18 protein-coding genes are annotated in these 16,374 nt (G+C 66.2%); 11 read left to right on the forward strand and 7 right to left on the reverse strand.

The window, feature by feature from the left end; genetic code table 11:
• The first annotated feature begins 43 nt into the window (after positions 1–43).
• On the forward strand, positions 44–1,270 hold the full coding sequence (locus ACTS1X_RS13635; protein ID WP_442614953.1) for a dihydroorotase: 1,227 nt from the start codon (positions 44–46) through the stop codon (positions 1,268–1,270).
• 18 nt (positions 1,271–1,288) lie between these two features.
• Here ACTS1X_RS13635 and ACTS1X_RS13640 read toward each other — a convergent pair whose 3' ends face one another.
• Genes ACTS1X_RS13640 through ACTS1X_RS13650 form a run of 3 tightly spaced genes read right to left on the reverse strand, consistent with a single transcriptional unit; the run spans position 1,289 to position 4,250 of the window.
• Positions 1,289–2,782 carry an SPOR domain-containing protein gene (locus tag ACTS1X_RS13640; RefSeq protein WP_442614954.1) on the reverse strand — a complete coding sequence of 498 codons (1,494 nt, stop codon included), beginning with the start codon at positions 2,780–2,782 and terminating at the stop codon, positions 1,289–1,291.
• Between the two features lie 15 nt (positions 2,783–2,797).
• Positions 2,798–3,517, reverse strand: a complete 720-nt coding sequence (locus tag ACTS1X_RS13645; protein ID WP_442614955.1) for a hypothetical protein — start codon at positions 3,515–3,517, stop codon at positions 2,798–2,800.
• A gap of 10 nt (positions 3,518–3,527) precedes the next feature.
• Entirely contained in the window at positions 3,528–4,250 is a 723-nt protein-coding gene (locus ACTS1X_RS13650; RefSeq protein ID WP_442614956.1) for an AAA family ATPase, read from the reverse strand.
• A gap of 185 nt (positions 4,251–4,435) precedes the next feature.
• Between ACTS1X_RS13650 and ACTS1X_RS13655 the strand changes: the two genes are divergently transcribed.
• Both ACTS1X_RS13655 and ACTS1X_RS13660 read left to right on the forward strand, forming a co-directional pair.
• Positions 4,436–5,446, forward strand: a complete 1,011-nt coding sequence (locus ACTS1X_RS13655; RefSeq protein WP_442614957.1) for an SPOR domain-containing protein — start codon at positions 4,436–4,438, stop codon at positions 5,444–5,446.
• Between the two features lie 59 nt (positions 5,447–5,505).
• Positions 5,506–5,820 (forward strand): hypothetical protein, encoded by a 315-nt coding sequence (locus tag ACTS1X_RS13660; protein WP_442614958.1) that lies wholly within the window; start codon positions 5,506–5,508, stop codon positions 5,818–5,820.
• On the opposite strand, the gene serB is transcribed toward ACTS1X_RS13660, so the two are convergent.
• Positions 5,817–6,698: a phosphoserine phosphatase SerB gene (serB, locus tag ACTS1X_RS13665; protein ID WP_442614959.1), complete on the reverse strand. Its 882-nt coding sequence runs from the start codon at positions 6,696–6,698 to the stop codon at positions 5,817–5,819. The two genes, ACTS1X_RS13660 and serB, sit on opposite strands and share 4 nt — an antisense overlap.
• Between serB and miaA the strand changes: the two genes are divergently transcribed.
• The 7 genes from miaA (at position 6,697) to ACTS1X_RS13700 (ending at position 12,610) form a co-directional block, all read left to right on the forward strand.
• Positions 6,697–7,623 (forward strand): tRNA (adenosine(37)-N6)-dimethylallyltransferase MiaA, encoded by a 927-nt coding sequence (gene miaA / locus ACTS1X_RS13670; RefSeq protein ID WP_442614977.1) that lies wholly within the window; start codon positions 6,697–6,699, stop codon positions 7,621–7,623. The genes serB and miaA overlap by 2 nt on opposite strands.
• A gap of 87 nt (positions 7,624–7,710) precedes the next feature.
• Positions 7,711–9,459 (forward strand): acetolactate synthase 3 large subunit, encoded by a 1,749-nt coding sequence (locus ACTS1X_RS13675; RefSeq protein WP_442614960.1) that lies wholly within the window; start codon positions 7,711–7,713, stop codon positions 9,457–9,459.
• Positions 9,459–9,974 (forward strand): acetolactate synthase small subunit, encoded by a 516-nt coding sequence (gene ilvN / locus ACTS1X_RS13680; RefSeq protein WP_442614961.1) that lies wholly within the window; start codon positions 9,459–9,461, stop codon positions 9,972–9,974. The genes ACTS1X_RS13675 and ilvN overlap by 1 nt, the downstream gene beginning before the upstream one ends.
• 149 nt (positions 9,975–10,123) lie before the next feature.
• Entirely contained in the window at positions 10,124–10,438 is a 315-nt protein-coding gene (locus ACTS1X_RS13685; RefSeq protein WP_442614962.1) for a hypothetical protein, read from the forward strand.
• 4 nt (positions 10,439–10,442) lie between these two features.
• Positions 10,443–11,462 carry a ketol-acid reductoisomerase gene (ilvC, locus tag ACTS1X_RS13690; RefSeq protein WP_442614963.1) on the forward strand — a complete coding sequence of 340 codons (1,020 nt, stop codon included), beginning with the start codon at positions 10,443–10,445 and terminating at the stop codon, positions 11,460–11,462.
• 17 nt (positions 11,463–11,479) lie between these two features.
• Positions 11,480–12,112, forward strand: coding sequence for a DUF6151 family protein (locus ACTS1X_RS13695; RefSeq protein ID WP_442614964.1), 633 nt, complete (start codon positions 11,480–11,482; stop codon positions 12,110–12,112).
• Between the two features lie 30 nt (positions 12,113–12,142).
• Positions 12,143–12,610 carry an I78 family peptidase inhibitor gene (locus ACTS1X_RS13700; protein WP_442614965.1) on the forward strand — a complete coding sequence of 156 codons (468 nt, stop codon included), beginning with the start codon at positions 12,143–12,145 and terminating at the stop codon, positions 12,608–12,610.
• Between the two features lie 61 nt (positions 12,611–12,671).
• On the opposite strand, the gene ACTS1X_RS13705 is transcribed toward ACTS1X_RS13700, so the two are convergent.
• Both ACTS1X_RS13705 and ACTS1X_RS13710 read right to left on the reverse strand, forming a co-directional pair.
• Positions 12,672–13,205: a YHS domain-containing (seleno)protein gene (locus ACTS1X_RS13705; protein WP_442614966.1), complete on the reverse strand. Its 534-nt coding sequence runs from the start codon at positions 13,203–13,205 to the stop codon at positions 12,672–12,674.
• 144 nt (positions 13,206–13,349) lie between these two features.
• Positions 13,350–13,748 (reverse strand): BLUF domain-containing protein, encoded by a 399-nt coding sequence (locus ACTS1X_RS13710; protein ID WP_442614967.1) that lies wholly within the window; start codon positions 13,746–13,748, stop codon positions 13,350–13,352.
• 266 nt (positions 13,749–14,014) lie between these two features.
• Here ACTS1X_RS13710 and leuA point away from each other — a divergent pair, with 266 nt between their 5' ends.
• The gene (leuA, locus tag ACTS1X_RS13715; RefSeq protein ID WP_442614978.1) at positions 14,015–15,676 is read left to right on the forward strand and encodes a 2-isopropylmalate synthase; all 1,662 of its coding nucleotides are present in this window, start codon (positions 14,015–14,017) and stop codon (positions 15,674–15,676) included.
• Here the strand turns inward: leuA and ACTS1X_RS13720 are convergent.
• Positions 15,673–16,230 carry an MOSC domain-containing protein gene (locus ACTS1X_RS13720; protein WP_442614968.1) on the reverse strand — a complete coding sequence of 186 codons (558 nt, stop codon included), beginning with the start codon at positions 16,228–16,230 and terminating at the stop codon, positions 15,673–15,675. The two genes, leuA and ACTS1X_RS13720, sit on opposite strands and share 4 nt — an antisense overlap.
• Positions 16,231–16,374: the final 144 nt, after the last annotated feature.

The raw sequence follows: 16,374 nt of genomic DNA on the forward strand, positions 1-16,374 counted from the left end.
TCGACGTGCTGACCCGCAAGCAGCGCGGCGTGGAGGGCTGGGCATGAGCGCGCTGGCGATCACCGGCGGGACATTGGTCGACCCCGAGGCGGGCCGCGTTGCGCCGGGCGATATCGCCTGCGCCGACGGCGTGATCGTTGGCGGCGCGCCGGACGGCGCCGAGACGCTCGACGCCGGCGGTCTCCACGTCGCGCCGGGCATCGTCGATTTGGGCGTGTTCGCCGTCGACATCCCGGCGTTCGTCGCCGGCGGCATCACGCGGGTTGCGCTGATGCCCGACCGGTCGCCGGCGATCGACGAACCGGCGATGGTCCAGCACGCGGCCGCGGCCGGAAAGCCCGCCGTCTGGATCCACCCGATGGCTGCCGCGACGCAGGGACTGCGGGGCGAGGAACTTAGCGAATTCGGCCTGATGCAGCGCGCCGGCGCGGCGGCCGTTTCGACCGGGCGGCGGCGGATCGCCGATGCCGGCGTCATGCACCGCGTTCTGCGCTACGCAGCGGCCCTCGATCTCGTCGTCATCGCCCATGCCGAGGACGAAGGACTGTCGGGCCATGCGGTCGCGACCGACGGCGAGACCGCCACCCGGCTCGGCCTGCCGAGCGCCCCCGCCATCTCCGAAGCCATGGCGATCGCGCGGGACCTGATGCTCGCCGAACAGGCCGGCGCGCATATCCATTTCCGCACCGTGACCACGGCCCGCGGCTTCGACCTGATCCGCGACGCCAAGGCGCGCGGGATCGGGGTCAGCTGCGGGATCACGCCCGCGCACCTGCTGCTCTGCGATGTCGATATCGGCGCCTATCGCACCTTCGCCAAACTGTCCCCGCCGCTGCGCAGCGCGGAAGACCGCGATGCCGCGCTCGGGGCGCTTGCCGACGGCACGATCGACGTCATCTGTTCCGGTCACGATCCGCACGGGCCCGAGGCGAAGCGCCTCCCCTATGCCGATGCCGAGCCCGGCATGTCCGGCGCGGAAACGCTGCTCACCCTCTCGCTCAACCTGGTGAGAGACGGCCATGTCGACATGGCGCGCCTGTTCGCGCTGTTGTCGTCCAACCCGGCAAGGCTGCTGGGCGTCGCTGGCGGTTCGCTGGCAACCGGCGCGGCGGCCGATCTGGTCGTCTTCGATCCCGATGTGCCCTGGCGCGTCGATACGACGAGCATGGCCTCAAGCGCCGGCAACACGCCGTTCGACGAGCTGCCGGTGCAGGGCAAGGTCGTCCACACGATAAAGGGCGGCCGACCCGTGGATCGACAGCCCTCCTGATATCGTCGGATCGGCCGGCTAGCGGAGCGCGGCCGCTCCTGCGCCACCGCGCGCCGCCACCTGCAGCGGCGCATCGCCAGCGCGGGCGCGCACGAAACATTCCTGACCGCGCGACCGCAGGGTGCGGCACAGACGGTTGGCGTCCCGGCGGGTTTCGAAACCGCCGAACGACAGGCGATACAGCGTCCGGCCGCCTTCGAACGTCGCGCGCGACGGCGTATATTCGGCGAGGCCACCATAGCGCCGGACTGCGCGGTCCCAGGCGACGCGCACACTGGCCTCGCTGGAAAAGGCGCCGAGCTGGACCACATAACGTCCATCGGAACTGCGCGATGCCGCGGGAGCGGCGGGCTGATCGACCGGCGCGACGGCGGTAACCGGCCGTTCGGGCGCGCGGGCGGCCCGCAGAACCGCAAGCCAGCTTTCCTCGGCAGGAGCGGAGGCGGCGATGACCGGCGCCGTCAGCGCCACGACGGGCTGGGCCGCCGGAGCCGCCGCGGCCGCGATCGCATCGCTGGCATCGGCCACTTCGTAATTGTCCTCTTCCTCGACGATGAAGGCGTCAGCGGCCGGCGCCGAATAGTCCTCGATGTCCACCGCCGCGACGCGCATCGGCGCCTCATCGGCTTCGATCACCGGCGCCGTCTCGACATCGGCAACCGCGCCGGTTTCGGCAGGCGCGGTAAAGGCGACGACCGGATCCTGATCGGCGGAACCGTCTTCGATATCCGCTTCGGCCGTCATGACCATGGTGTCCTGCGGCGCCAGCGCGAGCTGCATCGGCTGGCCCGGATCGTTGCGATCCGCGGTAACGCCGAGCAGGCTCGAAACCTGATCCCATTCATTTTCCGGCGCAGCGAACTGCGTCCAGTCGCGCATGCGGCCGTCGAGTTCGGCAAGGCTCACATCCTGCGCCGCCGTGATCCGGGCCTCGGCCCAGCGTCCGGCCATTGCATAGGTCAAAGCGAGATTCTGCCGCGCACGCGGATCGCCGCCATTGGCGCGCGCCGCCTGCTGGAGGATTTCGATCGCGCGCTCGTGATTGCCGGCAAGCGCCATGGCGAGGCCGAGATCGGAAGCGCCCAGGCGGCCTTCGAGATTGTTGAGTTCGGCCAGCGCGTCCGATCGGTTGCCCTGTGCGATCTGCGCGAGCGCGAGGTTGAACGCGGTCCGGTTCAGCTCGGGATTGAGCGTCAGCGCGTCGTGAAAGCTCGTTTCCGCCGACGCGAAGCGGCCGGCCGCCAGATAGGCCCGGCCGAGAAGATGGCGATATTCGGCGCTGTTCGGCATCGACTGCACCGCATGCTCGGCGTGGCGGATGGCAGCAATGCTGTCGTTCCGGCCCAGCGCTTCGCGGGCTTCGCCGGCCGCGGTTACGGCCTGCTGGGCCGAGCGGCTGTCGGTTTCGGTCGCGCCGGTCGAAAAGGCCTGGTTGGCAAGCGGCGTCAGTCCGACAAGCGACGCGCCGACGGCCAGCGACGATGCGGCGATTTTGATGATGCTCGGTTTCATTATACCCCTCCTCAATCAGTGCGTTTTGCCGCCGGACGCCTGTCCGGTGAGCGCCCGCACTTCGGGATTCTGTTCCAGGAACCGGTCGAGCGCTTCGGTGACGATGCGCTGGGCCGACTGGTTGGTGACGGCCGATGCCAGGCGCAGCTTCAGGTGCCGCTCCTTGTCGAGCCGCAATGTGAAGGCGACCTTCTCGCGCGCCGGGACATCGCTGTCCTGCGGCTCCGCCGCCGTCTCCATGCGCGTCCCGGCCCTCGGGATCTTCTTTTCCGAGAGCGGCGAGCGGCCATGCTGGCGCACGCCGTCCTCCAGGCGCGGTTCCGGCGTATCGACGTCGTCGTCGCCATCGTCATATTCAATCGGTTCGACGTCGCCTTCGGTCGCGTCCATCGGCGTCAGACCGCCACGACCATTCGGCCGATAGGGTTCGGGCTCGGCATCCATCTCGTCGATGGCGGGCGGAAGCGGCGCCTCGGCGGGATCCTGACCTAGCTCGTTCAGCCCCTCGGCGAGCTGGTCCTGCTGCTTGCGGACCTCCGGAAGCGGCGTCTCGCCATGATGTTCGGAATCGCCGTCGATCGGGCGGGGGGCTTCGAACCCCATATCGTTCCAGCCCAGATCCTCGGTGACGTCACCCTGCGGATTGATGAATCCCTGGCGTCGCATGGCGGGCTTTGCGGTGCCCTTGCGAGCAAGCAGACCCGAGGAAAGCGACGCGAATTTTTCTTCGCCCATTATGTCGCTCCTACTGGCCTGTCACCCGGCGGCCGAAACCGCCTGTCGCGGGACGCTGCACGGTGCCCGGCTGGGCCGCGAATTTCGGCCCGCTGAACACGGTCCGGCGGAAATTCTTTTCGAGCCGGTCGGAAATATAGGCCCACAGCTCACGGATTTCGGCGGCGGACTTGCCGTTGGGATCGATCTCCATGACCGTCCGGCCGTCGATCATCGAGGCGGCGAAATCGGTGCGGTGGTGCAGCGTGACCGGCGCGACCGTGCCGTGCTGCGACAGGGCGACGGCGGCTTCATAGGTGATCTTGGCCTTGGGGGTCGCCGCGTTGACGACGAAGATCAGCGGTTTGCCGGCCCGTTCGCACAGATCGACCGTCGCGCCGACGGCGCGCAGATCGTGCGGGCTCGGGCGGGTCGGAATGACGATGAGTTCGGCGACCTGGATGACGCTCTGGATCGCCATGGTGATGGCCGGCGGCGTATCGAGGACGGCCAGCTTGAAACCCTGCTGACGCAGAACCTCGAGGTCGGCCGCGAGACGGGCGACGGTCGTCTGCGCGAAGGCAGGCATATCGTCTTCACGCTCGTTCCACCAATCGGCGAGCGAACCCTGGGGATCGATATCGATCAACACCACTGGTCCCGCGCCACTTCGCTGCGCCTCTACGGCAAGGTGCCCGGAAAGCGTCGTCTTTCCCGAGCCGCCCTTCTGCGATGCTAATGCCAATACCCGCATGATATCCCCTTTGATGGCGGTATTTCATCAGCGGCATTGCCACTCGGGTGACTAAAATCTGGTTAACGTCTGGCGTTAAATTTTGATTGATGTCCCGGAAATGGACGGCGCGGTTTTGCTAATCCGGCTTTAACCCTGCTATTATTCGCGATAGGCAAGGTCCTGAAAATCGGGGAGATCGGCAGATGGCGGTAAGACACAGGACGGCGATCGGCGCCGCGTTGGCGCTGATGGCGTTACCATGGGGGGTTAATGCCGGGGTGCAGGAAGGCGTCGAAGCCTGGCGCAACGGCGATTACGCCCGCGCCATTTCCGAATGGCAGCCGCTCGCCGAAACCGGCGATCCTGACGCGCAGTTCAATCTGGGCCAGGCCTACAAGCTCGGCCGCGGCGTTCCGCAGGACATGGAGCGCGCCCGCGACCTCTTCCGACAGGCCGCCGATCAGGGGCATCTGCAGGCCGAGGCCAATTACGGCCTGATCCTGTTCCAGGACGGCAATCGGGAAGAGGCCATGCCCTATATCGTTCGCGCCGCCGATCGCGGCGAACCCCGCGCGCAATACATCTACGGCACCGCGCTGTTCAACGGCGATCTCGCGCCGCGCGACTGGGTCCGCGCCTATGCGCTGATGAGCAATGCGAGCGCCGCCGGCCTGCCCCAGGCCGCGGCCAGCCTGCAGCAGATGGACCGCTATATCCCGCTCGATCAACGCGAGGCCGGAACCGCGATGGCCGCGCAGATGGCCGAGGCGAACCCGGTGACCCAGGTCGCGGTCGCCCCGCCACCGCCGCCGGCCCCCGCGCCGTCGCCGACCTTCACGCCGGTGCCGGTTCCCGCGCCCGCTGCCAGTCCGCCCGCGGCGACGCCGCCGCCCGCTTCGCCGCCTGCCGCCGCGCCGGCGCAGCAGCCGCCCGTGGTGTTGACCCAGGCCCCGCCGCCCGCTGCCCCCGCGGCGCAGAGCGGCGACTGGCGGATCCAGCTGGGTTCGTTCCGGGAGCGGCCGCGGGCCGAAAGCCTGTGGCGCCAGGTCAGCGGGCGCGCGTCGTCGCTCGCCAATCTGCAGCCCTATCTCGTGCGCGCCGGACCCTATACCCGCCTTCAGGCCGGGCCTTTCCGTACACGGGCCGAGGCGCAACAGGCGTGTGCGGCGGCGGCCCGCGCCGGATCGGAATGCATCGCCGTCCGCCGACGCTAGGCGCGCTTAACCGAATATTTGCCGATCGCGGCTACTGCGCCTTCCCAAGGGGAAGGTGTATGACCCGACCGTACAGAATGCAGGGCGGATCGATGGCGTCACGATGGCGGCGGCGGCGGATGTGCGTGCTCCACGCCGATGCGCCCGTGCCGGCGGCGCTCGAAAGTGTGTCGGGCCGCGGCGCGACGGTACGGAGCAATGCCGAACCGGCCTGCGGCGCGACCGTCACGCTGGTCCATCCGGCAGCCGGCGAGATCGTCGCGGAGGTGCATGCGATTTCCGAAACCGGGATCGAGCTCAGCTTTGCCGGCGACGAGGCTTCGGTCGCCTTCGCGCTCAGCGCCGTCGCGTCCGACATGACGCGGTCGAGCTAGCTTTCGACCCAGCCCTTGCGCGGATAGCCCTGCGCGTACAGCAATGCCGTCAGATCCCCGTGATCGATCCGCGCGTCGGCGGCGTCGCGCAGCGTCGGCTTGCCGCGATAGGCCACGCCGAGCCCGGCCTGCTCGACCATGGCGAGATCGTTGGCGCCGTCTCCGATCGCCAGCGTTTCCGACGCGGCCAGCCCCAGCCGCTCCGTTTCTTCCTGCAGGACGCGCTGTTTCGTCGCGCTGTCGACGACCGGCCGGGCGACCCGGCCCGTCAGCCGGCCGGCCGCGATGTCGAGCGTGTTCGCAACCACCCGGTCGAACCCGATCTCGGCGGCCACGCGATCGGCGAACAAGGTGAATCCGCCCGACACCAGCACCGTATGCGCACCGCGCGCCTTCATCGTCCGGACCAGCGTGACGGCGCCCGGCGAAAGGGCGACCCGTTCGTCGTGACAACGGGTGACGACTCCGGCATCCATATCCGCGAGCAGCGACACCCGCTCGTCGAGTGCCTCGACGAAATCGAGTTCGCCGCGCATCGCGCGTTCGGTGATCGCGGCGACCTGCGGCTTGAACCCCGCATAATCGGCCAGTTCGTCCAGGCATTCGACGGTGATCATCGTCGAATCCATGTCGGCGACGAACAGTTTCTTGGCGCGGGCCGCTTCCGGCTGCGCGACATGGTCGATGCCGGCGCCGAGCGCCGCCAGCGCCCGGCGCGCCGATACGAGATCGCCGGAAAAGCGGATATCGGCGGCCTTGTCCGGCTCGATCCACTCATGGCCGAGGATATCCCCGCCCGCGTCCGCGAGCAGGTCCGATGCCAGCGAAATATCGCCTGCGGAGAGCCGATCTGCTGCTATGAGCGTTGCGATGAACATGCGGGGAAACTCCACGAAAGCCAGGGTCGCGCTTATCGCCGGGCCGACCGCCAGCGGCAAGTCGTCTCTCGCGATGCGGATCGCGGAGCGGACGGGCGGCGTCATCGTCAACGCCGACAGCGCGCAGGTCTATCGCGACCTCAGGGTCGTGACCGCCCGGCCGAGCGCGGCCGAGGAAGCGGCCCTGCCCCACCGCCTCTTCGGATATGTCGACGGGGCGGACGCCTGTTCGGCCGCCCGCTGGGCCGGGGACGCCAGGGCGGAGATCGCCGCCGCGCATCGAGAAGGCCGTCCCGCGATCCTCGTCGGCGGCACGGGGCTCTATCACCGCACGCTGCTCGACGGCATCGCGCCGATCCCCGAAATCGACGCCGGCATCCGCACGGAGATTCGCGCGCTGCCCGTCGCCGACGCCCACGCCGCCCTCCAACGCGAGGATCCGGCATCGGCGCAGCGGCTCAACCCGACCGACACCAGCCGAATCGCCCGCGCGCTCGAAGTGATCCGCTCGACCGGCCGGCCGATCGGCGCGTGGCAGCGCGAGAAACGCGGCGGCATCGCGGGCGAGATCCGGCTCGCGCCGTTGATCCTGCTGCCCGATCGCGACTGGCTCTACGAGCGGTGCGACCGGCGCTTCGCCGACATGATCGAAAGCGGCGCGGTCGACGAGGTGCGACGCCTGCTCGATCGCGGACTCGATCCCGCCCTGCCGGTCATGCGCGCCATCGGAGTCCCTGAAATCGCGGCTTTTCTGGCCGGCGACACGGACCGCGACGAAACCGTCGCGGCGGCAGCCCAAGCCACGCGCCGCTATGCCAAGCGCCAATACACATGGTTCTCCAACCAGCCCCCGGCCGATTGGCCGCGCATCTCGGAATCAGAATATAATGATTTTGAGAGTTTTATTGTAACTAAATTACTATGATATACGTTGACAGACAATTTTTGCCTGTCTAGCAGCCCGGTCTCCGCGCTGCTATTGCAGCGCAACATCGGGTAATGGACGAGGATCATGGCAGCCGAGAAAGCTGGAGCGGATATATTGGTCGAAGCGCTGCTGGATTGCGGCGTGGACGTCATTTTCGGCTATCCGGGCGGCGCGGTGCTGCCGATCTACGATTCGCTGTTCAAGCAGAAGCGCATCCGCCACATTCTCTGCCGCCACGAACAGGGCGCGGCGCACGCCGCCGAGGGCTATGCGCGGGCGACCGGCAAGCCCGGCGTCGTCCTCGTCACCTCCGGCCCGGGCGCGACCAACGCGGTTACCGGAATCACCGACGCGCTGATGGACTCGATCCCGATGGTCGTCATCACCGGCCAGGTCCCGACCACGCTGATCGGCACCGACGCGTTCCAGGAGGCCGACACGGTCGGCATCACGCGCCACTGCACCAAGCACAACTATCTGGTCAAAGACCCCGACAAGCTCGGCAACGTCGTGCAGGAGGCCTTTTTCATCGCGACCACCGGCCGCCCCGGGCCCGTCGTCGTCGACATCCCCAAGGACGTGCAGGTCGCCACCGGCCGCTATCGCAAGTCGGGTCCCATCGCGCACAAGGCCTATGTTCCGCGCGACAAGCCCGATCCCGCGCATGTGGAGACCGCCGCCGAGATGATCGCGGCGGCCGAACGCCCGGTCCTGTACACGGGCGGCGGCGTCATCAATTCCGGGCCCGGCGCCAGCATGATCCTGCGCGAGCTGGCGCGGATCACCGGCGCGCCCGTGACGTCCACGCTGATGGGCCTCGGCGCCTTCCCGGCCTCGTCCGACCAGTGGCTCGGCATGCTCGGGATGCACGGCACGTTCGAGGCCAACATGGCGATGAACAAGGCGGACCTGATCGTCGCGATCGGCGCCCGGTTCGACGACCGCGTGACCGGCCGGCTCGACGCCTTCTCGCCCCATTCGAAGAAGATCCATATCGATATCGACCGCAGTTCGATCAACAAGATCGTGCCGGTCGACCTCGCGATCAACGCCGATGCGGGCCGGGCGATGGAGGACATCGTCAAGATCTGGAAGGGGCGCCAGTTCAAGAAGGCGGAAATGCAGGACTGGTGGGCGCGGATCGACGGCTGGCGGGCGACCGACTGCCTCGCCTTTCCGGAGAACAAGAAGGAGATCATGCCACAGGCCGCCGTCCAGGCGCTGTGGCGGGCGACGCACGATCGCAACCCGATCATCACGACCGAAGTCGGCCAGCACCAGATGTGGGCGGCCCAGCATTACGGCTTCGAAAATCCGAACAAATGGCTGACCTCGGGCGGACTCGGCACGATGGGCTACGGCCTGCCAGCCGCCATCGGCGCGCAGATCGGCAACCCCAATGCGCTGGTGATCGATATCGCCGGCGAAGCCTCGATCCAGATGAACATCCAGGAGCTCGGCACGGCGAGCCAGTACCGGCTTCCGGTCAAGATTTTCATCCTCAACAACGAATATATGGGGATGGTCCGCCAGTGGCAGGAACTGACCTATTCGGGCCGCTACGCCGAAAGCTACAGCGATTCGCTGCCCGATTTCGTGAAGCTGGCGGAAGCCTATGGCTGGAAAGGCATCCGGATCGAGGATCCCGCCGATCTCGACGGCGGCGTCGAGGCGATGCTCGCACATGACGGGCCGGTGCTCGTCGACTGTTGCGTCGCCAAGCTCGCCAATTGCTTCCCGATGATCCCGTCGGGCGCGGCGCATACCGAAATGCTCCTCGAATCCGACACCGTGTCGGGCACGATGGACGATGAAGCCAAGGCGCTGGTCTGATGAAAATCCGTACCGAAACCGCCGAGCGTCACACCCTCTCCATTCTCGTCGACAACGAGCCGGGCATTCTGGCGCGGATCGCCGGCATGTTCACCGCGCGCGGCTACAATATCGAAAGCCTGACGGTGACCGATGTCAGCGAGGACGAGACGATCAGCCGGATCACGATCGTCACCATCGGCTCGCCGCATGTGATCGACCAGATCATCACCCAGACCGAACGGATGCCGCCCGTCTACAAGGTCACCGACCTGACCGAGATCGGTCCGCATGTCGAACGGGACATGGCGCTGGTGAAGGTGGCGGGCACCGGCGACAACCGGATCGAGGCGCTGCGCCTTGCCGACGTCTATCGCGCGCGGGTCGTGGATTCGACGACCCAGAGCTTCGTGTTCGAGGTGACCGGCAACAGCGACAAGGTCGACAGTTTCATCGACCTGATGCGCGAAGTCGGCCTCGTCGAGGTCGCCCGAACGGGCGTCGTCGCCATTGGCCGCGGCAAGGAAGCAAGCTAGAGGTGCGGCACGTGACGACTCCCGTTCCCCCTGAGCCTGTCGAAGGGTCGCCCGTTTCTTCCGGATCTAAAAGAAGGAAGGTGCTTCGACAGGCCCAGCCCGAACGGATCCGGAATATGTCTGGCGGGCCGAAGTTCTAGAAACAAACGATGCGCGAAATCATCAGCATATCGGCGATCGTGATCGCCTTTTTCTACTTTCTGGCGTTCGGTTCGGCGGTGTTCATGGCGCTCGAAAACGAGATGCACTGGGTGCTCGCCCTTTTCGCGATGGCCTGGATCATCATCCTGCGGCTCTGGCCGTTACTGCCCGTCCTCGCCGTGATCGGCGCGGTCAATGTCTGGGGCTGGGTCTGGTATGACGGCGTGGCGCTCGCCCTGCCCGTCTCCATCTATGTCGTTTCTTATTACTGGACGCGGGTCACCGACTATTTCCGCCGTCCGAAACAAAAACAGGGAGTGTGAACTTATGCGCGTCTATTACGATGCCGACGCCGATCTGGGCCTGGTAACGGGGAAGAAGATCGCGATCATCGGCTATGGCAGCCAGGGCCATGCCCATGCGCAGAATCTGCGCGATAGCGGCGTGAGCGACGTTGCGATCGCGCTGCGCGAAGGTTCGGCAACCCGGAAAAAGGCGGAAGACGCGGGCTTCAAGGTGATGAGCAACGCCGAGGCCGCCGCCTGGGCCGATATCGTGATGATGCTGGCCCCCGACGAGCACCAGGCGGCGATCTATGCCGAGGATCTGGCGCCCAACATGAAGGAGGGCGCGGCGCTCGCCTTCGCCCACGGTCTCAACGTGCATTTTGGCCTGATCGAGCCGCGCGCCGATCTCGACGTGATCATGATCGCGCCGAAGGGCCCGGGCCATACGGTGCGCGCCGAATATGAGCGCGGCGGCGGCGTACCCTGCCTGATGGCGATCGCGCAGGACGCGACCGGCAACGCCCACGACGTCACCCTCGCCTATGCGAGCGGCGTCGGCGGCGGGCGCTCGGGTATCATCGAGACGACCTTCCGCGAGGAATGCGAGACCGATCTGTTCGGCGAGCAGGCGGTGCTGTGCGGCGGCCTCACCAGCCTGGTCATGGCGGGCTTCGAAACGCTGACTGAAGCCGGCTATGCCCCCGAAATGGCCTATTTCGAGTGTCTGCACGAGGTGAAGCTGATCGTAGACCTGATGTATGAGGGCGGCATCGCGAACATGCGCTACTCGATCTCCAATACGGCCGAATATGGCGATTACCATACCGGCCCGCGCGTCATCACGGAGGAAACCAAGGCCGAGATGAAACGGGTGCTCGACGATATCCAGAAGGGCAAGTTCGTCCAGCGCTTCATCACCGACAACCGGATGGGCAATCCCGAGATGAAGGCGGCGCGCAAATTGCAGGCCGAGCATCCGATCGAGAAGACCGGCGCGGAGCTGCGCGCGATGATGCCCTGGATCGGCGCCAACAAGCTGGTGGACAAGGAAAAAAACTGAGCCTAGTGCCCCGCGACATGGCCGAAGATCTTCGCTTGAGCTGCATTTGCGGGAAAGTGCGCGGGAGGCTGCGCGACGTCGGACCCGGCAAGGGCGATCGCTATGTGTGCCATTGCGACGATTGCCAGGCTTTCGTCCGCAGGCTGGGGCGGGCCGAAGAGGTGCTCGACGCCCATGCCGGCACGTCGGTCTACCAGACGCGGGTTGCCAAGCTGGTGCTGGATTCCGGCGTCGATCAGCTTGCGGCCATCCATCTCACCGACAAGGCGACGCTGCGCTGGTATGCGCGATGCTGCCAGACCCCGTTGTTCAATACGATGGGTTCCGGGAAACAGCCGTTTCTGAGCGTCCTAACCTTCGCGCTCGATGAAGACCGCCGCGATGAGACGCTCGGTCCGCCCAGCGGCCATGTGTTCACGAAATTTGCCGAGGGGGATGTCGGCAACGTGCCGACGACCGCTACGCCCGTGATGATCTACCGCGCCCTGAAACGGATACTCGCCGATCGGCTGTCCGGCGACTGGAAACGCTCGCCGCTGTTCGACCCGGCCGATGGACGCCCGGTAGCGACGCCCGAGCGGCTGGATGGAACGTCCGGCCAGGCACCGGCCGATGCCAACATGCTGGCCCATATCGAGAAACGGCGCTAAACTGCCGGGCCTCGAACAGTGAGGTGTATCATGCGTATCATTCTTCTTGCCTCGGCTTCCGCCCTCGCGCTGCTCGGCCTGTCGGCTTGCGGCGCGGCGCCCGAACGGGCCGGAATGGCGGACACCGGCGAGGCGCGCGAGGCCGCCGCGCGCTCGGCGGAGCTGGCGGCAGCCGATGGCGACACGCCGGTAATGTCCCCCGACCTGGCGCGGGAAAGCGATCTGCCGCCCTGCCCCGGCATCAACCCGGACATCCGCCGTCCTGCGGGATCGAACTGTCTGGGGATATTGCCGGAAGCATGCGGAGCCGACCGGCTGGACGACTTCGTCGGCAGGTTGGCCGATGCCGACACGCGCCGGGCCGTCGAGGCGCTCGTCGAAACCGACGATATTCGCTGGATACGGCCGGGCGATGCGGTGATCGAAGATCTGCGCGCCGACCGGCTCAACCTCGAACTGGACGCCGAGGACCGGATCGAGACGATCGACTGTTACTGAAGGCCGAAAATGGCGGCGGACAATGACGCCCGCCGCCCGGCTTTCGTCGGAACCCCGCGGTTCAGCCTGCAAGCGATGCGCCTTCCCGGTCGTCGGACGCGAACAGCGGGTAGTTTTCGTCGGCGCTCTCGATGAAGCCGGGAATGTCGGCTTCCCAGCGCTGCTGCACGGCGCCGTTGAAGTTCAGATAGAGCCGGCCGTCGACGATCCGGTAGATTTCGGGATCGCCCGGGGCGAGATCGCCGCGCGCGGTCGCCCAGGCGCAAAAGCCGCCATAGGCCGGCGCATAGCGCGCCGGATCGGCCTGAAAGGTCTCGGCATTGGCCCGGTTCGCGAAATGATACTGGACGCCGTTATAGACGACGGCGAACTGCTCGTTCCCGGGCTGCGGCGTCCCGTCGCCGGTGAAATAGGAAACCGCGTCATAGCCCGAAAGCGCGATATTGCGGCCCGAGCCGGTATAGACCGGTCCGGTGCGCCCGTCGCTGACTTCGGCGAGAATGTCCTCCGCGGACGCTTCTTCGGTAACGGTCTGCGGCGCGCAGGCGGCGGCGCTCAGGGCGGCGGCCGCCAAGGCCAAAACGAACTTGTTCATGTCTGTCCTCCATCGGGTCTTTGTTCTGGCCCGGCAGCCGGATGGTCCGTCGGCCGGGCTCCCCGATGGTTTCGCCGGTCCGTCCCGGCGCGTTACACAAGTTTCGGTTGCCTCCCGCATGGTTCCGCTTGGGGGCGCGCGCGATCAGGCGGCGCGGTCGGCCATCCGGATATAGTCGATGAGCGGAGCGGCGATCCCCGGACCGCAATTGGGCATCATCTCGAAGACGGTTTCGGCCATCGACATGCCGTCCGCGACATTCTTCTCGGTCATGTCCCAACCGGGAAACCGCAACCCGTCGACCTCGCCACGGGCAAGCACCACCACGCCCGAATGGCGGCGATCCCGGAATATCCGCCCGAACGTCGCTTCGACGGCCCCCTCCCGGCCTTCCAGATACTGGACGAAAAACCGGCCGTCGAAAACCAGCAGTCCGGTGACGTGGCTGGCATAGTTGCACGCCCGCGCGGCGACGAGAATATCGTCGAAATCGGCCGGACCGATGCCGGGCCGCGCGGTGCTGACATAGATGAGACGGTACATGACCCTCCCCCGACGGGAACCGGAATTCCGCCGGATAATGCGCACAAGCGATGAACTATCCGTTAAAACAATCCGAACGGGAAACACTGGACTTGTTAACCGTTTGCCGTCACAACCCGTCGCCATGAAAGCGCATCGCGCCCTGCTTATTCTTCGACTTACACGCCCTTAGGCGTGCCTTTCGTGCTGCAAGCGGCACACACGACCTAAGGGCTCCTTCTAAAAATCCCGTAAGAACCGAAGAAAAACAGGCCAGTCCTATGCCCATGCTCAGCGATCCGTCGCAAAAATACCGACCCTTTCCGCAGATCGACCTGCCCGACCGCCAATGGCCGTCGCGGACGATCACCGCCCCGCCGCGCTGGCTCTCGACCGACCTGCGCGACGGCAACCAGGCGCTGATCGATCCGATGGACGGCGAGAAGAAGCGCCGCTTCTTCGACCTGCTCGTCAAGATCGGGCTCAAGGAGATCGAGGTCGGCTTCCCCGCCTCGGGCGCGACCGATTTCGATTTCATCCGGGGCCTCGTCGATGGCGACAAAATACCCGATGACGTGGTGATCCAAGCGCTCACCCAGGCCCGCCGTGACCTGATCGAAACGACCTTTGCGAGCATGGCCGGCGCGCCGCGCGCGATTGTCCATCTCTACAACGCCATCTCGCCCGCCTGGCGCAAGATCGTGTTTCAGATGGACGAGGCCGGCGTAATCGATATCGCCAAACAGGGTGCCGACATGCTGATGGAGCAGGCCGCGAAATATCCGGAAACCGACTGGCATTTCGAATATTCGCCCGAAACCTTCAGCACCGCCGAGATCGACCTCAGTATCGCAACCTGCGAAGCGGTCATCGCCATTGTCGGGCCGACCCCTGAAAAGCCGCTGATCCTCAACCTTCCGGCGACGGTCGAAGCGGCAACGCCCAATATCTATGCCGATCAGATCGAATATTTCTGCCGGCACATCTCCTGCCGCGACAGCGTCGTCATTTCGCTCCACACCCATAACGACCGCGGAACCGGCGTAGCGGCGAGTGAGCTGGGCCTACTTGCTGGCGCAGACCGGGTCGAGGGCTGCCTGTTCGGCAATGGCGAGCGCACGGGCAATGTCGATCTCGTGACGCTGGGGCTGAACCTGTACACGCAGGGCGTGCATCCGGGCCTCGATTTTTCCGATATCGAAGAGATCAAGTCGACGGTGGAATATTGCAACCAGATCCCGGTCCATCCACGTCATCCCTATGCCGGCGATCTGGTCTTCACCGCTTTCTCCGGCTCGCACCAGGACGCGATCAAGAAGGGGTTCGCCGCGCAGGAAGCGCGCAACGACGAACTGTGGGAGGTGCCCTATCTCCCGCTCGACCCCGCCGATATCGGCACGAGCTACGAAGCCGTGATCCGCGTGAACTCGCAATCCGGCAAGGGCGGCGTCGCCTGGGTGCTCGAACAGGATCAGGGTCTGAAACTGCCCAAGCGGCTGCAGGCCCATTTCAGCCTCGTCGTGCAGGAGCTGGCTGACGCGACGAGCCGCGAGCTCGATGCCGACGATATCTGGCACGCCTTCCAGAAACGCTATGGCCTGGCCGGCGAGCAGCGGTTCGAGCTGCTGGATTACGAGGAAAGCCGCGCCGGTGCCGACCGCATCTTCACCGGCACGATCGTGCACCGGGGCGAGGAGCGCTCGGTATCGGGCCGCGGCAACGGCCTGATCTCGTCGGTCCTCGCGGCGCTGCGCGACGAATGGGGCATCCAGCTCGACGTCCTGAACTATGACGAACACGCGATCGGCCATGGCTCGGATGCCCAGGCCGCCGCCTATCTCGAATGCACGGACGGCGACGGCAAAACGGTATTCGGCGTCGGCATCAGCCGCGACGTCGCGACGGCGAGCGTACGAGCCGTGCTGAGCGCGGCAAACGGGGTCGGCTAAACGGGTTCGAGCGGCCGATGCTCGCCCTCTGGCAGACGGACAGCAATGGAATCGCCGGGGCGCACCTCGCCGTCTTCCAGCACGACCGCCATCACCCCGGCCTTGCGGATCAGCTTTCCGTCCGGATCACGCTCGAGCACCGCATCCATCAGGCCCGGTGTGTGGCCGTTCAGCTGTTTGCACGGATTGCGCAGCCCGGTGACCCGGACCCGCGCCGTCCCGCCGATCGCCAGTTCCGCGCCTTCCGGCAACGCCAGCAGGTCGATCCCATGGGTGGTGACGTTCTCGCCCATGTCACCCGGCGAAACGGAAAAGCCCTCCCCCGCCAGCTCGTCGAACAGTTCGGCATGGATCAGATGCACCTGGCGCAAATTGGGCTGGTCCGGATTCTGCGCGACGCGCGAGCGATGCTGCACGGTCGCGCCACAATGCGCGTCGCCCTCCACGCCATGACCGGCGATCAGGCGGATCGCCTCGGAATTGGGCTTGGCGATGCCGTGGGAGGATTTGCGGGAGACGGCGACAATGTGCATGGGCTGCGGTCCGCTGGGCATGTCCGCATCTGTAGCAACTCCGCCTGCCAAACCAAGCGGGATCGCGTTAACCTGACAGCCACGGGCGAACAGCTATCGCGGCATCGACATGAATCACCGTATCACAAAACATCTGGCGATTATTGCGGCGGCAATTTGCGGGTT

Source organism: Parasphingopyxis sp., from assembly GCF_052168275.1.
Taxonomy (GTDB): domain Bacteria; phylum Pseudomonadota; class Alphaproteobacteria; order Sphingomonadales; family Sphingomonadaceae; genus Parasphingopyxis.

What these genes read in the sequence shown, in the direction of transcription:
- leuA (WP_442614978.1), top strand. Translation starts at nt 14,015, where the DNA reads ATGCTCAGCGATCCGTCGCAAAAATACCGACCCTTTCCGCAGATCGAC.
- ACTS1X_RS13720 (WP_442614968.1), bottom strand. Translation starts at nt 16,230, where the DNA reads ATGCCCAGCGGACCGCAGCCCATGCACATTGTCGCCGTCTCCCGCAAA.
- ACTS1X_RS13685 (WP_442614962.1), top strand. Translation starts at nt 10,124, where the DNA reads ATGCGCGAAATCATCAGCATATCGGCGATCGTGATCGCCTTTTTCTAC.
- ACTS1X_RS13655 (WP_442614957.1), top strand. Translation starts at nt 4,436, where the DNA reads ATGGCGGTAAGACACAGGACGGCGATCGGCGCCGCGTTGGCGCTGATG.
- ACTS1X_RS13675 (WP_442614960.1), top strand. Translation starts at nt 7,711, where the DNA reads ATGGCAGCCGAGAAAGCTGGAGCGGATATATTGGTCGAAGCGCTGCTG.
- ilvC (WP_442614963.1), top strand. Translation starts at nt 10,443, where the DNA reads ATGCGCGTCTATTACGATGCCGACGCCGATCTGGGCCTGGTAACGGGG.
- ACTS1X_RS13660 (WP_442614958.1), top strand. Translation starts at nt 5,506, where the DNA reads ATGACCCGACCGTACAGAATGCAGGGCGGATCGATGGCGTCACGATGG.
- ACTS1X_RS13695 (WP_442614964.1), top strand. Translation starts at nt 11,480, where the DNA reads ATGGCCGAAGATCTTCGCTTGAGCTGCATTTGCGGGAAAGTGCGCGGG.
- ilvN (WP_442614961.1), top strand. Translation starts at nt 9,459, where the DNA reads ATGAAAATCCGTACCGAAACCGCCGAGCGTCACACCCTCTCCATTCTC.
- ACTS1X_RS13635 (WP_442614953.1), top strand. Translation starts at nt 44, where the DNA reads ATGAGCGCGCTGGCGATCACCGGCGGGACATTGGTCGACCCCGAGGCG.
- serB (WP_442614959.1), bottom strand. Translation starts at nt 6,698, where the DNA reads ATGTTCATCGCAACGCTCATAGCAGCAGATCGGCTCTCCGCAGGCGAT.
- ACTS1X_RS13640 (WP_442614954.1), bottom strand. Translation starts at nt 2,782, where the DNA reads ATGAAACCGAGCATCATCAAAATCGCCGCATCGTCGCTGGCCGTCGGC.
- ACTS1X_RS13710 (WP_442614967.1), bottom strand. Translation starts at nt 13,748, where the DNA reads ATGTACCGTCTCATCTATGTCAGCACCGCGCGGCCCGGCATCGGTCCG.
- miaA (WP_442614977.1), top strand. Translation starts at nt 6,697, where the DNA reads ATGCGGGGAAACTCCACGAAAGCCAGGGTCGCGCTTATCGCCGGGCCG.
- ACTS1X_RS13650 (WP_442614956.1), bottom strand. Translation starts at nt 4,250, where the DNA reads ATGCGGGTATTGGCATTAGCATCGCAGAAGGGCGGCTCGGGAAAGACG.
- ACTS1X_RS13700 (WP_442614965.1), top strand. Translation starts at nt 12,143, where the DNA reads ATGCGTATCATTCTTCTTGCCTCGGCTTCCGCCCTCGCGCTGCTCGGC.
- ACTS1X_RS13705 (WP_442614966.1), bottom strand. Translation starts at nt 13,205, where the DNA reads ATGAACAAGTTCGTTTTGGCCTTGGCGGCCGCCGCCCTGAGCGCCGCC.
- ACTS1X_RS13645 (WP_442614955.1), bottom strand. Translation starts at nt 3,517, where the DNA reads ATGGGCGAAGAAAAATTCGCGTCGCTTTCCTCGGGTCTGCTTGCTCGC.